Here is a 14,417-nt window from a genome sequence, read left to right on the forward strand (position 1 = left end):
CGCGCGGCCGTGGCGTGCATTGTGGTGGGGGCGCTGCTATGCGCCGAGCGCGTTGGCCAGGTAGGGCCAGGAGTCGTGGAGGTCCGCCTCGAACTGGCCCCAGGTGTGCGAGCCCTCCGGGCGGTTCACATGGATTGCGGGGATGCCGATCTGGGCGAGCCTGCCCGCGAAGGCGGCGGTGCAGGAGCTGGCGATCGCCTCGACCGGCGGGAACGGCCAGCCGCCGTCATCGATCGGACCCGGGGCGCCCGTCGCCGCCGAGAGGTAGACGGTCTTGCCGGCCAGCGCACCGGCGTGCGCGAAGTCGTCGTGCGCCTGCCAGCCCGCGCCGCCCGGAAAGCCCCACATATTCCCGGGATTCGCGCCGCCGCGCACCAATTGGGCTGTGATCAGGCCGATTCCGGCGGGATCGGCCGACCACGGGCAGCCGCTGTAGGAGGCGACCGCGTCGTACTGATCCGGCGCCTGGATGGCCAGGTCGAGCGCCGACGCCCCGCTCATGGACACCCCGGCGATCGCATTGCGCCCGGTGCCGCCCAGATGCGGGTCGAGGGCCGCGGGTAGCTCGCGGGTGAGGAACGTCTGCCAGCGGCCGCGGCCCACCACGGGATCCTCGGCGACCCAGTCCGTGTACATGCTGTAGGCGCCGCCGATCGGCATGACCACGTTGACATGCTTGTCCGCGAAGAAGTCCCGGACATCCGTATCGTCCCACCAGGAGATGCCGTCCAGGCCGCCGCCGATGCCCGTCAGCAGGTAGAGGGTCGGCGCGGGGCCGCCCGGCGCGCGGATCACCCTGCTGCTCACCACCTGGCCCATCGCGGGCGAGTAGACGTCCATCCGGGACACCGAACCGCCCAGGGATTCCTCACCGACCACCCGCGCGGGGTCGGGCGCCGCCTCGGCGGGCGCCGGTAGCAGACATGCCGCGGCGGAGGCGGTCAGCAGACTGACGAGCGCGGCCACGTACTTTCCAGACCTCACAATTCCGTTGTACGCCCGAAGATCACGCGTCCGCAGCGATCCGGGAAAGAAATTTGTCATCCCGTGACCGCGATGATCACCGTGCGATCACCCGAAATCCGCCGCACCCGGTTGGGCGCTGCGCCCAATCCTGGACGGCGATTCCTGGGCTACCGGGTCATTGTTTGTGCACCTGGTGACGACAAGACTCGTTCGCGATGACTCGCGCCACAACCGCGGCGGGGTCGGAATCATCGAGATGAGGAGCACCACGAGTGCCGGAGTTCGATCTTCTGGTCGTCGGCGGCGGCCCGGGCGGGTACGTCGCCGCCATCCGCGCCGCCCAGCGCGGCCTGTCGGTGGGTCTGGTGGAGAAGGAGCGGCCCGGCGGGGTCTGCCTGAACTGGGGCTGCATCCCGACCAAGGCCATGTTGCGCTCGGCCGAGGTCTTCCAGACCGTCGCCGCCGCAGCCGAATTCGGTGTCCTCGCCGATAATGTGCGCTACGACTTCGGCGCGGTGCGCCAGCGCAAGGACGGCATCGTCAAGGAACTCACGGACGGGGTCGCGGGCCTGCTGAAGGCCAATGGGGTGACCGTCGTCGAGGGGCACGCGCGCTTCACCGGCCCCACCACCGTCGAGGTGCACGAGGTCGGCCCGTCGCCGATCTTCCCCGGCGGCCCGCGCTACGCCGCCGCGCCCGCCGCGCCGATCCGCACGATCGAGGCGAAGGATGTGATCGTCGCGACGGGCTCGGTCCCGGCGCGGTTGCCGATCCCCGGCGCCGACCTGCCCGGCGTGGTCACCTCCGACGGCGCGTTCGGCCTCACCGAGGTCCCGCGCCGGCTGGTGGTGATCGGGGGCAGCGCGGTCGGCGCGGAGTGGGCGAGCCTGTTCGCCACCTTCGGCAGCGAGGTGACGATCGTCGAGATGCAGGATCGCCTGGTTCCGCTGGAGGACAGGGATATCGGCGTCGCGCTGGGCCGGTCGTTCGGCAAGCGCGGGATCACCGTGCTGACCGGAGCGACGGTCGAATCGATCGCCTCCGGCGACGCGCTGCGCGTCACCGTCGGCGGGTCCCGGGCTCGCGAACTCGACGCCGACGTGGTGCTGGTGGGCGTGGGACGCCGCCCCAACACCGCCGACCTCGGCCTCGAGACCGCGGGGATCACCACGGACGCACGGGGTTTCATCACGGTCGACGACCAGCTGCGCACCGGCGTGGACCACGTCTACGCCATCGGCGACGTCACCGGCCGGGCCCTGCTCGCGCACGTCGCCTCCCATCAGGGCCTCATCGCCGCCGATGTGATCGCCGGGCATCCGGCGCACATCGACTACACGGTGATCCCGGCGGCCACCTTCACCCATCCGGAGATCGCGAGCGTGGGCCTCACCGAGGACGCGGCCCGCGCCGCCGGGCACGAGGTGGTCACCGCGAAGTTCCCGTTCGCGGCGCTGGGGCGGCCGCGGACCTTCGGCGACACCGAGGGGTTCATGAAGATCGTTGCCGGACAACGGCACAACGAGGTGCTCGGCGTGCACATCATCGGCCCGTCGGCCAGCGACCTGATCACCGAGGGCGCCCTGGCGATCACACTGGAGGCGACGCTGGACGAACTCGCCGACACCATCCACGCCCACCCCACTCTCGGCGAGATCGGTATGGAGGCCGCCCTGACCGGGCTCGGCCTGCCGGTACACATCGCGCCGCGCCAGCGTTGAGGAGGCCCACCCGTGACCACGACCACCGCACCGCGCAAGACCGCCCGCAAGGCGCGTAGCGCCTCGAACACCAAGGCGGACAACCGGTTCGCCGCCGAGGATCCGCAGACCCTGCGCGGGCTGTACCGCGACATGCTGTTCGTGCGGCGCTTCGAGGAGCGCACCGCGCAGAGCTACCAGCAGGCCAAGATCGGCGGCTACTGCCACCTCAACCTCGGCGAGGAGGCCACGGTGGTCGGCCTGGCCGCGGCCATGCGGCCCACCGACTACCTGTTCACGAACTACCGCGAGCACGGCTACGCCCTCGCCAAGGGCATCGAGCCCGGACGGGTGATGGCCGAGCTGTACGGCCGCTCCACCGGCACCTCGAAGGGCTGGGGCGGCTCGATGCACATGTACGACACCGCGACCCGGCTGCTGGGCGGCTACGCCATCGTGGGCGGGCAGGTCCCGCTGGCCGTGGGCGCCGCGATGGCCATCGACTACCGCGGCGGCGACGACGTGGTGGTGTGCCAGATGGGCGACGGGACGACGAATATCGGCGCGTTCCACGAATCGCTCAATATCGCCGCGCTGTGGCGGCTTCCGGTGCTGTTCCTGGTGATCAACAACCAGACCGGCATGGGCACCACCGTCGAGCGCTCCTCGGCCGAACCGGATCTCTACAAGCGGGCCGAGTCCTACCGGATTCGCGGCGAGCGGGTCGACGGCACCGATGTGCTCGCGGTCCGCGATATCGCCGCCGAACTGCTGGAAGGCGCACGGCGCGAAGGGAAACCGGCGCTGCTGGAGGCGGTCAGCTACCGGCTCAAGGGCCACTCGGTGGTCGATCCGGCGAAATATCGCTCCGCCGAAGATGTTTCGGCCGCGCGCGAGCACGATCCCGTCGCGCGGCTCGCCGCCGACCTCACCGCGGCCGGGCTGCTCTCGGAGCAGGACATCGCCGATATCGAGGCCGAGGTCCGCGCTACCGTCGCGGCGGCCGTCGAATTCGCCGACGCCAGCCCGCATCCGGAGCCGTCGAGCCTGTTCGACTACACCTATGCCACCCCGGTGCCCGGCGATTCCCGCCGCCTGCCCGCCGATCCGCTGTTCACCGCCTGATTAGGACGCATTTCCCATGCCAGTCATGACCTATCGCGAAGCGCTGCGCGACACCCTGCGCCAGGAGATGCGGCGGGACGACGACATCCTGCTCATCGGCGAGGAGATCGGCGTCTTCGAGGGCTCCTACAAGATCACCGCCGGGCTGCTCGAGGAATTCGGCGAGAAGCGGGTGCGCGACACCCCGATCGCCGAGGAGGGTTTCGTCGGCGCGGCCATCGGCGCCGCCATGCTGGGGCTGCGCCCGGTCGTCGAGATCATGACGATCAACTTCTCGCTGCTCGCGCTGGACCAGATCGTCAATCACGCCGCGAAGATCTACGGCATGTTCGGCGGGCAGACCAGCGTGCCCATGGTGATCCGCACGCCCGGCGGCGGCGGTCAGCAGCTGGGGGCGACGCATTCGCAGAACATCGAGCTGTACTACGCGTTCGTGCCCGGCCTCAAGGTGGTCGCGCCGAGTACGCCGGCCGACGCGCGGGCGCTGCTGCGGGCCGCGATCACCGACAACGATCCGGTGCTGTTCCTGGAGAACCTCTCCCTCTACAACACCAAAGGCGAAGTGCCCGACGACCTTCCGCCCGTGCAGATCGGCAAGGCCGCGGTCACGCGGGAGGGTTCCGACATCACGCTGATCGGCTACTCGCGGATGGCGACGGTGGCGACCCAGGTCGCCGAACGGCTTGCCGGAGAGGGCATCTCGGCGGAGGTGATCGACCTGCGCAGCCTGCGGCCACTGGATCGCGACACTGTCATCGCGTCGGTCCGCAAGACCGGCTGCGCCGTGATCGGCGAGGACGACTGGCTCACCTACGGCATCGGCGCGGAGATCGCCGCCTCGATCTCCGACGGCGCGTTCGACTACCTCGACGCGCCCGTGCGGCGGGTGGCCATGGCCGAGGTGCCGTTGCCGTACGCCAAACCGCTGGAGCGGATCGCGCTGCCGTCGGCCGATTCGCTGTACACCGCCGCGGTGGAGACCCTCGCGGCCGTGGGCCGCCGCCGCTGAGCACCCCCGCGCCGAATCCGAAGGACACCTACATTGCCTGAAATCACCATGCCCCGCCTGTCCGACACCATGGAGGACGGCGTCATCGCGTCCTGGCTGAAGCAGGTGGGCGATCCGGTCGCGCGCGGCGAGGTGCTCGCCGAGATCGAGACCGACAAGGCGCTCATGGAACTCGAAGCCTACGACGACGGGGTGCTCGAGCAGATCCTCGCCGACGCGGGCGCGCGGGTGCCGATCGGCGAGCCCATCGCGATCGTCGGGGACGGGAGCGGGGCCGCCGCGAAGCCGAGTTCACCTGCACCGACGGAGCCCGGCACCGGCGCACCGTCGGGTACGGAAGCTTCTGCCGCCCAAAGTGTTTCGGCGGCCGAAACCACGTCGCCACACGATGCCCGGATCACAGGTGGAGCGCCTACCGCCGGGCGACCCAAGTCCTCGCCGCTGGCCCGGAAGATCGCGAAGGAGCTGGGCGTCGATCTCGCATCCGTGACCGGCACGGGGCCCGGGGGCCGGGTCACCCGGCGGGATGTCGAGTCGGCGACGAGCACTCCGGTCGCGAGCAGCGAATCCTCGACCGGCACAACGGAATCACCCGCGCGGGCCGACACGGCACCGGCGACGACCGGCGCGCTTCCCGCCGCGAGCGACTACGACGAGATCCCGCTCACCAACATCCAGCGGGTGTCGGCCCTGCGGCTCACCGAGAGCAAGCAGCAGGCCCCGCACATCTACCTCACCAGCGCGATCGACGTCACCGACCTGCTGGCGTTCCGCGCCGAGATCAACACCACCCTGGAGGCGGCGGACAAGGGGAAGGTCAGCGTCAACGACCTGCTGGTCAAGGCGGTGGCCTCGACGCTGCGCGCGGATCCCGCGGTGAACGTCACCTTCGCGGGCGACAAACTCCTGCGGCACCGCGGGATTCACCTCGGCGTCGCCGTGGCCACGCCCGCGGGACTGCTGGTGCCGGTGATCCGTGACGCCGACCGCAAGAGCGTCTCCGAGATCGCCGCCGAGGCCCGCGATCTGGCCGGCCGGGCCCGCGATCGCAAGCTGCGCGCCGAGGAGATGTCCGGCGGCACCTTCACCCTCTCGAATCTCGGCATGTTCGGCATCGAGGAGTTCACGGCCGTCATCAACCCGCCGGAGTCCGCGATCCTCGCGATCGGCGCCGCCCGCGACGAGCTGCGCCTGGACGGCGACGAGGTGGTGTCCCGCAAGATCCTGCGCGTCACCCTCTCCGCCGACCACCGCGCGATCGACGGCGCCGTCGCCGCCCGCTTCCTCCGCCACCTCACCGACCTCCTCGAACACCCCCTCCGCATCATCACCTGAGTACTTCCCGCCGAGCATCCCGGCTTCTTCGGGCGGCGGGAATATCGTGCCGTGCCGGTGTCGTTGGTCGCGACATGCGGGGAACAGTCGCGTGAACGCGGGATTCCAGCTCTTCGGCGAGCACATCCTCTGGACCGACCTGATCGGGAACGTCCTGTCGCTGGGCGTGGTGTGGCTGGCCATGCGCAAGACCGTGTGGACCTGGCCGGTGCAGATCGCCGGGGCGCTCCTGCTGCTGGCCGCGTCACTGGACGCCCACGTCCCCGGCAACGCGCTCAAACAGGTGCTGTTCTGCGCGCTGGCCGCGTACGGCTGGATGTCCTGGGTGCGCGGGCGGCGTGATCGCCACGGGCTGCTGGTGCGCCCGGCGACGACCCGCGAACGCGTATTCCTGCTCGCCGTGCTGGTGCTCGGCACCGTGCTGGTGGCCGAGCTGTTCATCCACCTGACCTGGCTGCACGTCGCCTGGTCCCCGTGGGCCAACGCCTACATCTTCGTCGGCAGCGCGATCGCCACCTTCGCCCAGAGCCGCGCCCTGGTCGACTTCTGGATCATCTGGATGCTGGTCGACCTGGTCGGCGTACCCCTGGCCTTCAACTCCGGCCTGTACGTCTCGGGCGCGGTCTACGGACTCTTCTTCGTCATGGTCATGGTGGGCTTCACCCGCTGGCGGCGGGAATACCGCCAGCGTGAAGCCCTCCCGCTACAGCAGGTTTCGTAGTTTCAAGTCGGTGGCGTACTTCTCGATCAGGGCCGGGGTCAGGTGCGGGATGTCGGCGGCGGCGCCGATTCTCGCCTCCTGCACGGCGGCCTGGAACTTCTTGGCGGGAAGCATCGCGCCGCGGATCGGTGCGCCGGGGCGGCGGTAGGCGTGCAGGAGCGGGAGGACCGAATGCTGCCGCTGCTGCTCCGGCAGGGCGCGCAGGGCGGTCTCGAAGCGCGACAGCCACTGCCCGTAGTCGTCGATGCGCTCGATCGGATGCCCGGCCGCGATGAGCCAGTCGATGAATTCGTCGAGCCCCAGCCCGTCGTCGTGCGGATTGAGGACGTCGAAGGTCTCGTAGCCGCTACCGACCCGCATGCCGAGGGTGGTGATGGCCTCCGCGGTGAAATCGGCGGGCAGCCCGTCGTAGTGGGCGCGCTGCCGATTCCCCTCGGCATCGGCCTCGTAGAACGACTTCGGCGCCACCCCGGTGGCCAGCACGCTCAGGAAGAGCCGGGTGAACATGTCGGGCAGATTGAACTGACCGCCGTAGCGGCTGTGCGCGAGGATCATGTCCGAGCGGAACACCGCCACCGGCAGCCCGCACAGATCGTGCGCCTCCCGCAGCAGCACCTCCCCCGCCCACTTGCTGTTGCCGTACCCGTTGGCGTATCCGTCGCCGAGCGACCGCACCCCGCTGATCTCGCGGATATCGCCGTCCTCGGTGAACACCTGCGGATTCACCTGATCGGCGACGCCCACCGTGGACAGGTAGGTCACCGGCTTCAGCCGCGCCGTCAGCGCCAGCCGGATCACCTCCGCGGTGCCGACCACATTCGGGCCGAACAGCTGGTCGTAGGGCAGCACGTGGTTCACCAGCGCCGCCGGATGCACGATCAGATCGACCGAATCCGCCAGTCGCCGCCAGTCCGCCTCGGCCACACCGAAATTCGGCTCGCCGATATCTCCGGCCAGCACCTCCAGCGTCCCCTCGGCCAGCTCCCGGTAGTGCGACAGCAGCTCCGGATCGCCGCTGTCGAACACCTCGTCCAGCCGCGCCCGCGCCGCCGCCGCGTCGCTGCCGCGCACGACGCAGATCAGGGTGCCGCCCGAATCATGCAGCCGCCGCAGCCATTCCAGGCACAGGAACCGGCCGAGGTACCCGTTGGCGCCCGTCAGCAAGACGGTGTCGGGCGAGCGCGGCGCGCGGGGCAGGGCGGTCGCTCCCGCGAGGGTCTCGGCGTCGATGAACTTGTCCAGAGTCAGGTCGGCCGCGCGGATCTCGGTCCCCGCGCCGTGCACCGAGGCCGCCGTCGGGCGGGTGCCGCCCGAGGCCCGCTCGGTCTCGATGTACTCCGCCAGCCGCCGCAGATCGGTCGCCGGGCCGACGATCACGCCGACCGGCACCTCGACCGCGAAGATCTCCTGCAGCAGGGTCGACAGCGACAGCGCCGACAGGGAGTCCCCGCCGAGGTCCGCGAAGTGCGCGTCGGGCCGCAGATCCGTTGTCGCACAGCCCAGCAGCGCCTTGGCCGCGCGGCTCACCGTCTCCAGCACCGGCAGGTCGGCCGCGGCGGTGCGCAGCGCGGTCAGTTCGTCCTGCTGCTCGCGCGAGAGCTCGTCGTAGCGCTCCTCGAGCCGGTCGCCGTAGCGCTGCTTCAGCTTGGGCCGCAACAGTTTCCCGATACCCGACAGCAGGCCGTTCGCCATACTGAACGCCTCGGGCTCCACCAGGAAGTCGCGCGGAATCTCGTAGGACTCGAGTTCGGCGTCCCTGGCGACCCGCTGGAGCGATTCGCCGATCGCCGCCTTCAACTCCGCCGGCTCCGGATGCGCCGTTACCGCGTCGTCGGTCGGCACGATCACCGCCAGCAGGTAGGCGCGCTCACTGGACCCGTAGACGTAGATCTGCCGGACCAGCGGACTGCTCGTGTAGAGGGCCTCCAGCTTCGACACCGCCACGAATTCGCCCTGCGACAGCTTCAGCACGTTGTTGCGCCGGTCGACGTACACCAGCCGGTCCCGCCCGATCTCGGCCATCACGTCGCCGGTGCGGTAGAAGCCGTCGGCGTCGAAGATCTCGGCGTTCAGCTCCGGCCGCTTGTAGTAGCCGGGCACCAGCGTCTCGGATTTGAGCAGCAGTTCGCCGCGCGGATACGGCTTGTCGGTGCCGAAGTAGCCGAGTTCGGGCACGTCTTCCAGCCGGTAGTCGAGCACCGGCGGGCGCTGGAGTTCGTTGTTGAGCAGCACGCCGCCGCCGGTCTCGGTGGCGCCGTAGCCGTCGAACATGCCGATCTCGAGCACCGACTCCATGAACGCGCGCATCTCCGGCGACAGCGGGGCGCTGCCCACCAGGGCCAGCAGGAAGCGACCGCCCAGGAAGTGTTCGCGCAGTTCGGTTTTCACCTCGCGCTCGACCTGTTCGCGGTCGCCGCCGGCCGCCAGCCGCCGGTCCACCTCGCTGCGGTAGCGCTGGAACACCATGTCGCACACGCGCGGAACGAAGAACACCATCGTCGGCCGGCACAGCGTGATGTCGTCGAACAGCGTGGACATATCGCTGCGCGCCGCGAAGTACACGGTGCCGCCGAGCGACAGGGCGCTGATCAGCGAGCCCCGGCCCGCGACGTGGCTCATCGGCATGTAGCTGAAGCCGAGGACCGGCATCGGCCGGTCGCCCCCGGAGCGCCACATGCGCGTCAGCAGGCGCGCGGGATAGATTGCGCCCTTGGGTGTTCCGGTGCTGCCGGAGGTGTAGATCAGCAGCGACAGCTCGTCCTCGTCGCCGTCCGTGTGCAGCGGTGCGGCGGGCAGGTCGCGGCCGCGCGCCAGCACCTCGTCGAGAGTGTCGACGGTGACCGGGCTGTCGGCCAGCCGGGCGCGGGCCGACTCCAGGGCGGCGCGGTGATCGTCGTCCTCGGCGTAGTAGTCGAAGACGACCACCGAGCGCACCGAATCGCCGGACAGCACCAGATCCACCCCCGCGCCCAGCTGTTCGATATCGGTGGCGAGCACCCGCGGTTCGGTCTCGGCGGCAATCGGGGTCAGCTGCGCGAGCGACGCGCCCGCCTGCAGCGGCACCGAGACCGCGCCCAGGCAGGCGCAGGCGAGGTCGACCACCGTGTAGTCGATACCGGTGAAACCGAGAATGGCGACGAAATCTCCCGCGCGCGTGGGCCGTTCGGGATCGTGATGCCAGGCGGCCATCAGCGCGCGCACGCGCTCCCACAGCTCGCCGTAGGTGATGGTGTCGTAGCGGGGCAGCAGGCGCGCGTGGCGCCGGCCGCTGTCGTCGGCGACGAATTCGACCGCCCGCCGACCGGCCGCCGGGCGGTCGGCATAGCCCTCCATGATCGTCGCCACCACCGACGCCAGCCCCAGGCCGGGGGCCTGCACGGCCTTCGCCACCGCCTCGTCGGGGAGGGCGGCCCGGACCTGCTCGTCGCCCTCTATCAGTTCGGTGGCCCGTCGAATCAATTGCGCCTGCGCGTCCGTGATCTCCATCCCCAGAATGTCCATCCCCGACCTCTCCGAGTGTGTTCGACTTGATGAATGCGCGCGCGGGGCACAGCTCGATCCCGCGCCTATTAATTTACCTACGCTAACTAGTTCAACGGTCCCGCCGCACGCGACCCGCTGTCAAGGGCGTCACGATTCACGATGACATCGATCGAGCTAGGGGCCAGTGAGGCGTACGTCACGCTGCGCGGTATGCACGGTTTGCCCGTTTGCGTAAACGAGGAGCGAATTCCCGGAAACCCCGGATCGCACTATCGATTTCGTTACCATCGAGCCCGGAGCCGAGCGCGCAAACGTAATTCACCATTGTCGAGCAGAAATAGATTGCTGTACCGGCTATTTCGTGCGAGAGCACACGCACAAGGCGTACGACGGCTCAGCGGCAACTACTGTCGAGACAGCTGACCGGACAACTGACCGGACATGCTCGGCCGGACCGGTTACGATCCCGGGGAGATGGGTTAGCGCGCGTAAGGAGAGGTCTATGTCCCAGAAGGTTCGCGGCGTCATCGCTCGCAACGCCGGAGCGCCGGTCGAGATCGTCGACATCGTCGTCCCCGATCCGGGCCCGCGCGATGTGGTGGTGCGGGTGCTGGCGTGCGGGGTGTGCCACACCGATCTGACCTACCGCGAGGGCGGTATCAACGACGAGTTCCCGTTCCTGCTGGGCCACGAGGCCGCGGGCGTGGTGGAGACCGTCGGCGACGACGTCACGCACGTCCGACCGGGCGACCACGTCGTCCTGAACTGGCGCGCGGTGTGCGGCGCCTGCCGGGCGTGCCGGCGCGGCAAGCCGTGGTACTGCTTCAGCACCCACAACGCGAGCCGCCCGATGACGCTGGCCGACGGCACCACCCTCACCCCCGCGCTCGGGATCGGGGCGTTCGCCGACAAGACGCTGGTCCACGAGGGCCAGTGCACCGTCATCGAACCCGACACCGATCCGGCGGTGGCCGGACTGCTCGGCTGCGGCGTGATGGCCGGGCTCGGCGCGGCCATCAATACCGGCAACGTGCGCTACGGCGATTCGGTCGCGGTGATCGGCTGCGGCGGCGTCGGCGACGCCGCCATCGCCGGGGCACGGCTGGCCGGGGCCACCACGATCATCGCCGTCGACCGCGATCCGCGGAAACTGGAGTGGGCCACCGAACTCGGCGCCACCCACACCCTCGAGGCCGGCGACGACATCGTCGAGCGCGTCCAGGAGCTGACCGGCGGATTCGGCGCCGACGTGGTGATCGACGCGGTGGGCCGGCCCGAGACCTGGAAGCAGGCGTTCTACGCCCGCGATCTGGCCGGGACCGTGGTCCTCGTCGGCGTGCCCACCCCGGATATGCGCCTGGAGATGCCGCTGATCGACTTCTTCTCCCACGGCGGCGCGCTGAAGTCCTCCTGGTACGGCGACTGCCTGCCCGAGCGCGACTTCCCCATGCTGCTCGACCTGTACCGCCAGGGCCGACTGCCGCTGGAACGCTTTGTCAGCGAACGCGTTCCGCTCGACGGCGTGGAGCAGGCCTTCACCACCATGCACCACGGCGACGTGCTGCGCTCGGTGGTGGTGCTGTGAACATCCAGCGCGTGGTCACCTCCGGCACATTCGAATTGGACGGCGGCAGTTGGGATGTCGACAACAACGTCTGGGTGGTCGGCACCGGCGACGAGGCGGTGATCATCGACGCCGCCCACGACCCGGCCCCGATACTCGCCGCCGTCGAGGGCCGCACGGTCACCGCGATCGTCTGCACCCACGCCCACAACGACCACATCAACGTCGCCCCGGCGCTGGCCGAGGCGACGGGCGCGCCGATCCTGCTGCACCCCGCCGACGACATGCTCTGGCAGGCCGTACATCCCGGCGTCCCGTACCGTCCGTTGACGGGTGATCAGCGAATTCCGTTGGGCGACAACGCTCTCCAGGTACTGCACACGCCCGGCCACTCGCCCGGATGCTGCAGCCTGTACCTCGAGTCGGAGCGGGTGGTGTTCACCGGCGACACCCTGTTCTCCGGCGGCCCGGGGGCCACCGGGCGCTCGTATTCGCACTTCCCGACCATCGTCGAGTCCATCCGGACGCGGTTGCTGGCCCTGCCGGAGGAGACGGTCGTCCATACGGGCCACGGCGACTCCACCACCATCGGCGCCGAGGCGCCGCATCTGAGCGAGTGGATCCACCGGGGGCACTGAGGGATTCCGCACATTTGCCACCAAGCGATTGCTTGGTGGGCTACCCTCGGTGGCGCAGGAGGACGGTGATCGGCATCGGTCGGGCAAACGATGCACCGCCGTTGCCGGTCCGCGCACGCGCGACCGTAGGGAATATCAACGGGGATGTGACCAGGGGCAATTCGGTTGTCGCGTGTCGTCCGAAAGCGAGGCGACAGACAGGAAACCCCCATAATGAACACCGTCCGGCAGATCCCGGATCCCGATCACCCGCTGCTTCCCGTGGCGCGGGCCTACGTCAACTACTTCACACCGACGGTCACCGGGTCGCACAACGTCCCGGAAACCGGACCGGCGCTGGTCATCGGCAATCACTCGTCGATCTACTGGGCGCCCGAGATATGGCTCACCTACCTGTCCATGCTGGACCGCCGCCCGGTCGACCCCTCGTTCGGCGTGGCGCACGACATCCTTTTGCGCACCCCGTTTCTCGGTGACAGCCTGCGAAGTTTCGGCGTGCTGCCGGCGTCGCGCGAGGCCGCCACGACCGCTGTGAAGGACGGCGGCGCCGTCCTGGTCTACCCGGGCGGCGACTGGGAGGCGTGCCGGCCGTGGTCCGACCGGGGCCGGATCGATCTCGCCGGTCGCAAGGGATTCGTCCGGCTCGCACTGGAACTCGGCATCCCGGTCGTTCCGGCCGTCGCCACCGGCGGGCACGATTCCATCTTCATCGTCAGCCGCGGTGAACGCACCGCCCGGCTGCTGCGCCTGGACAAGCTGTTGCGCGCCAAGGTCTTTCCCTACACCGTGGGCGTGCCGTTCGGGGTGGCGCCCGTGGTCCCGCAGGTCCCGCTGCCCGCGACGGTCAACCTGAGCTTCCTGCCCCCGCTGGACTGGTCGACGCGGCCCGGCGATCCCGAGAATCCGGCCGAGGTCGACGCCTGCTACCGGGAGACCGTGGACACCATGCAGGCCGAACTCGACCGGTTGCGGGCGGAGACGCCCAATCCGGTCGCGACCGGAATCAAGCGGCACGTGGAAGGGCTGCCGGGCCCGCTGTCGGCGCTGGCGAAGGTCCTGTAGTCAGGCCGACATCACCGTCTCGATGGACCGCACCACCGCGGCGGCGTGCTCGCCGAGATAGAAATGGCCACCGTCGTAGGTGGTGAGCGCGAAGCCGCCGGTGGTGTGCTCGCTCCAGGCGCGGGCCTCCGCCACGGTCACCTTCGGATCCTGTAATCCGATGTGGGCGTGGATCGGCGCGGACACCGTCGCGCCGGCGGGGCCGCGGTAGGTCTCGGCGGCCTTGTAGTCGCTGCGGATGGCGGGCAGGACGGCGCGCAGCATCTCGTCGTCGTCGAGGACCCGGACGTCGGATCCGTTGAGCCGCCGCACCTCCGCGAGCAGGCCGGCGTCGTCGAGCAGGTGGACGGTCTCGGTGCGCACCCGCGACGGCGCCCGGCGTCCGGAGACGAACAGCCCGGCGGGCTCCGCGCCGCGGTCCTCCAGCAGCCGTGCCACCTCGAAGGCCACCGAGGCGCCCATGCTGTGCCCGAACAGGTACAGCGGGCGGTCGAGCCACGGCACGAGTTCCGCGGCAACGAGTCTCGCCATTTCCGGTACGCTCTCGATGCGGCGCTCGTGCCGCCGGTCCTGCCGGCCGGGGTACTGGACGGCCAGGACCTCGTGCTCGGGCGCGACCATCCTGGACACGGGATGGAAGTACGACGCGGACCCCCCGGCGTGCGCCAGGCACACCAGCCGCGCCCGCGGATCGGTGCGCGGGTGGAAGCGCCGCACCCACGTGCCGCCGTCGCGCTCTGCGCTGCTCATCGAGGGCCCCCTTTCGTTCTGCGTGACCCCCGTCATTGTCACGGGGATCACGCATTCCGGCCAG

At 69.8% G+C, this 14,417-nt stretch carries 11 protein-coding genes; 8 read left to right on the forward strand and 3 right to left on the reverse strand.

The window, feature by feature from the left end:
• Positions 1 to 36 precede the first annotated feature (36 nt).
• Positions 37 to 984, reverse strand: coding sequence for an alpha/beta hydrolase (locus tag ON41_RS36675; RefSeq protein ID WP_246829674.1), 948 nt, complete (start codon positions 982 to 984; stop codon positions 37 to 39).
• A 254-nt stretch (positions 985 to 1,238) separates the two neighbouring features.
• On the opposite strand from ON41_RS36675, the gene lpdA reads away from it, so the two are divergent.
• From lpdA to ON41_RS36700, 5 genes are all read left to right on the forward strand, one after another.
• Entirely contained in the window at positions 1,239 to 2,687 is a 1,449-nt protein-coding gene (gene lpdA / locus ON41_RS36680) for a dihydrolipoyl dehydrogenase (RefSeq protein ID WP_040753521.1), read from the forward strand.
• A 12-nt stretch (positions 2,688 to 2,699) separates the two neighbouring features.
• Positions 2,700 to 3,791: a pyruvate dehydrogenase (acetyl-transferring) E1 component subunit alpha gene (gene pdhA / locus ON41_RS36685; RefSeq protein WP_040753523.1), complete on the forward strand. Its 1,092-nt coding sequence runs from the start codon at positions 2,700 to 2,702 to the stop codon at positions 3,789 to 3,791.
• Positions 3,792 to 3,816: 25 nt separating this feature from the next.
• On the forward strand, positions 3,817 to 4,800 hold the full coding sequence (locus ON41_RS36690) for an alpha-ketoacid dehydrogenase subunit beta (protein ID WP_218003609.1): 984 nt from the start codon (positions 3,817 to 3,819) through the stop codon (positions 4,798 to 4,800).
• Positions 4,801 to 4,833: 33 nt separating this feature from the next.
• Positions 4,834 to 6,135, forward strand: coding sequence for a dihydrolipoamide acetyltransferase family protein (locus ON41_RS36695; protein WP_174411397.1), 1,302 nt, complete (start codon positions 4,834 to 4,836; stop codon positions 6,133 to 6,135).
• A gap of 91 nt (positions 6,136 to 6,226) precedes the next feature.
• Positions 6,227 to 6,856: a nicotinamide mononucleotide transporter family protein gene (locus ON41_RS36700; protein WP_040753536.1), complete on the forward strand. Its 630-nt coding sequence runs from the start codon at positions 6,227 to 6,229 to the stop codon at positions 6,854 to 6,856.
• Here ON41_RS36700 and car read toward each other — a convergent pair.
• A complete protein-coding gene (gene car, locus ON41_RS36705) occupies positions 6,839 to 10,342 on the reverse strand; it encodes a carboxylic acid reductase (protein WP_040753929.1) in 3,504 nt (1,167 codons plus the stop codon). The two genes, ON41_RS36700 and car, sit on opposite strands and share 18 nt — an antisense overlap.
• Positions 10,343 to 10,841: 499 nt before the next feature.
• On the opposite strand from car, the gene ON41_RS36710 reads away from it, so the two are divergent.
• From ON41_RS36710 to ON41_RS36720, 3 genes are all read left to right on the forward strand, one after another.
• Positions 10,842 to 11,924 (forward strand): S-(hydroxymethyl)mycothiol dehydrogenase, encoded by a 1,083-nt coding sequence (locus tag ON41_RS36710; RefSeq protein ID WP_040753542.1) that lies wholly within the window; start codon positions 10,842 to 10,844, stop codon positions 11,922 to 11,924.
• A complete protein-coding gene (locus tag ON41_RS36715; protein ID WP_040753544.1) occupies positions 11,921 to 12,541 on the forward strand; it encodes an MBL fold metallo-hydrolase in 621 nt (206 codons plus the stop codon). The genes ON41_RS36710 and ON41_RS36715 overlap by 4 nt, the downstream gene beginning before the upstream one ends.
• A gap of 213 nt (positions 12,542 to 12,754) precedes the next feature.
• Entirely contained in the window at positions 12,755 to 13,603 is an 849-nt protein-coding gene (locus ON41_RS36720; protein WP_051163350.1) for a 1-acyl-sn-glycerol-3-phosphate acyltransferase, read from the forward strand.
• Here the strand turns inward: ON41_RS36720 and ON41_RS36725 are convergent, their stop codons facing one another.
• A complete protein-coding gene (locus ON41_RS36725; RefSeq protein ID WP_040753546.1) occupies positions 13,604 to 14,353 on the reverse strand; it encodes a thioesterase II family protein in 750 nt (249 codons plus the stop codon).
• Positions 14,354 to 14,417 lie beyond the last annotated feature (64 nt).

The organism is Nocardia transvalensis NBRC 15921 (assembly GCF_000308875.1).
Classification (GTDB): domain Bacteria; phylum Actinomycetota; class Actinomycetes; order Mycobacteriales; family Mycobacteriaceae; genus Nocardia; species Nocardia transvalensis.

Coding starts and splice junctions, on each gene's coding strand:
- ON41_RS36720 (WP_051163350.1), top strand. CDS start 12,755: ATGAACACCGTCCGGCAGATCCCGGATCCCGATCACCCGCTGCTTCCC.
- ON41_RS36725 (WP_040753546.1), bottom strand. CDS start 14,353: ATGAGCAGCGCAGAGCGCGACGGCGGCACGTGGGTGCGGCGCTTCCAC.
- ON41_RS36690 (WP_218003609.1), top strand. CDS start 3,817: ATGACCTATCGCGAAGCGCTGCGCGACACCCTGCGCCAGGAGATGCGG.
- car (WP_040753929.1), bottom strand. CDS start 10,342: ATGGAGATCACGGACGCGCAGGCGCAATTGATTCGACGGGCCACCGAA.
- ON41_RS36710 (WP_040753542.1), top strand. CDS start 10,842: ATGTCCCAGAAGGTTCGCGGCGTCATCGCTCGCAACGCCGGAGCGCCG.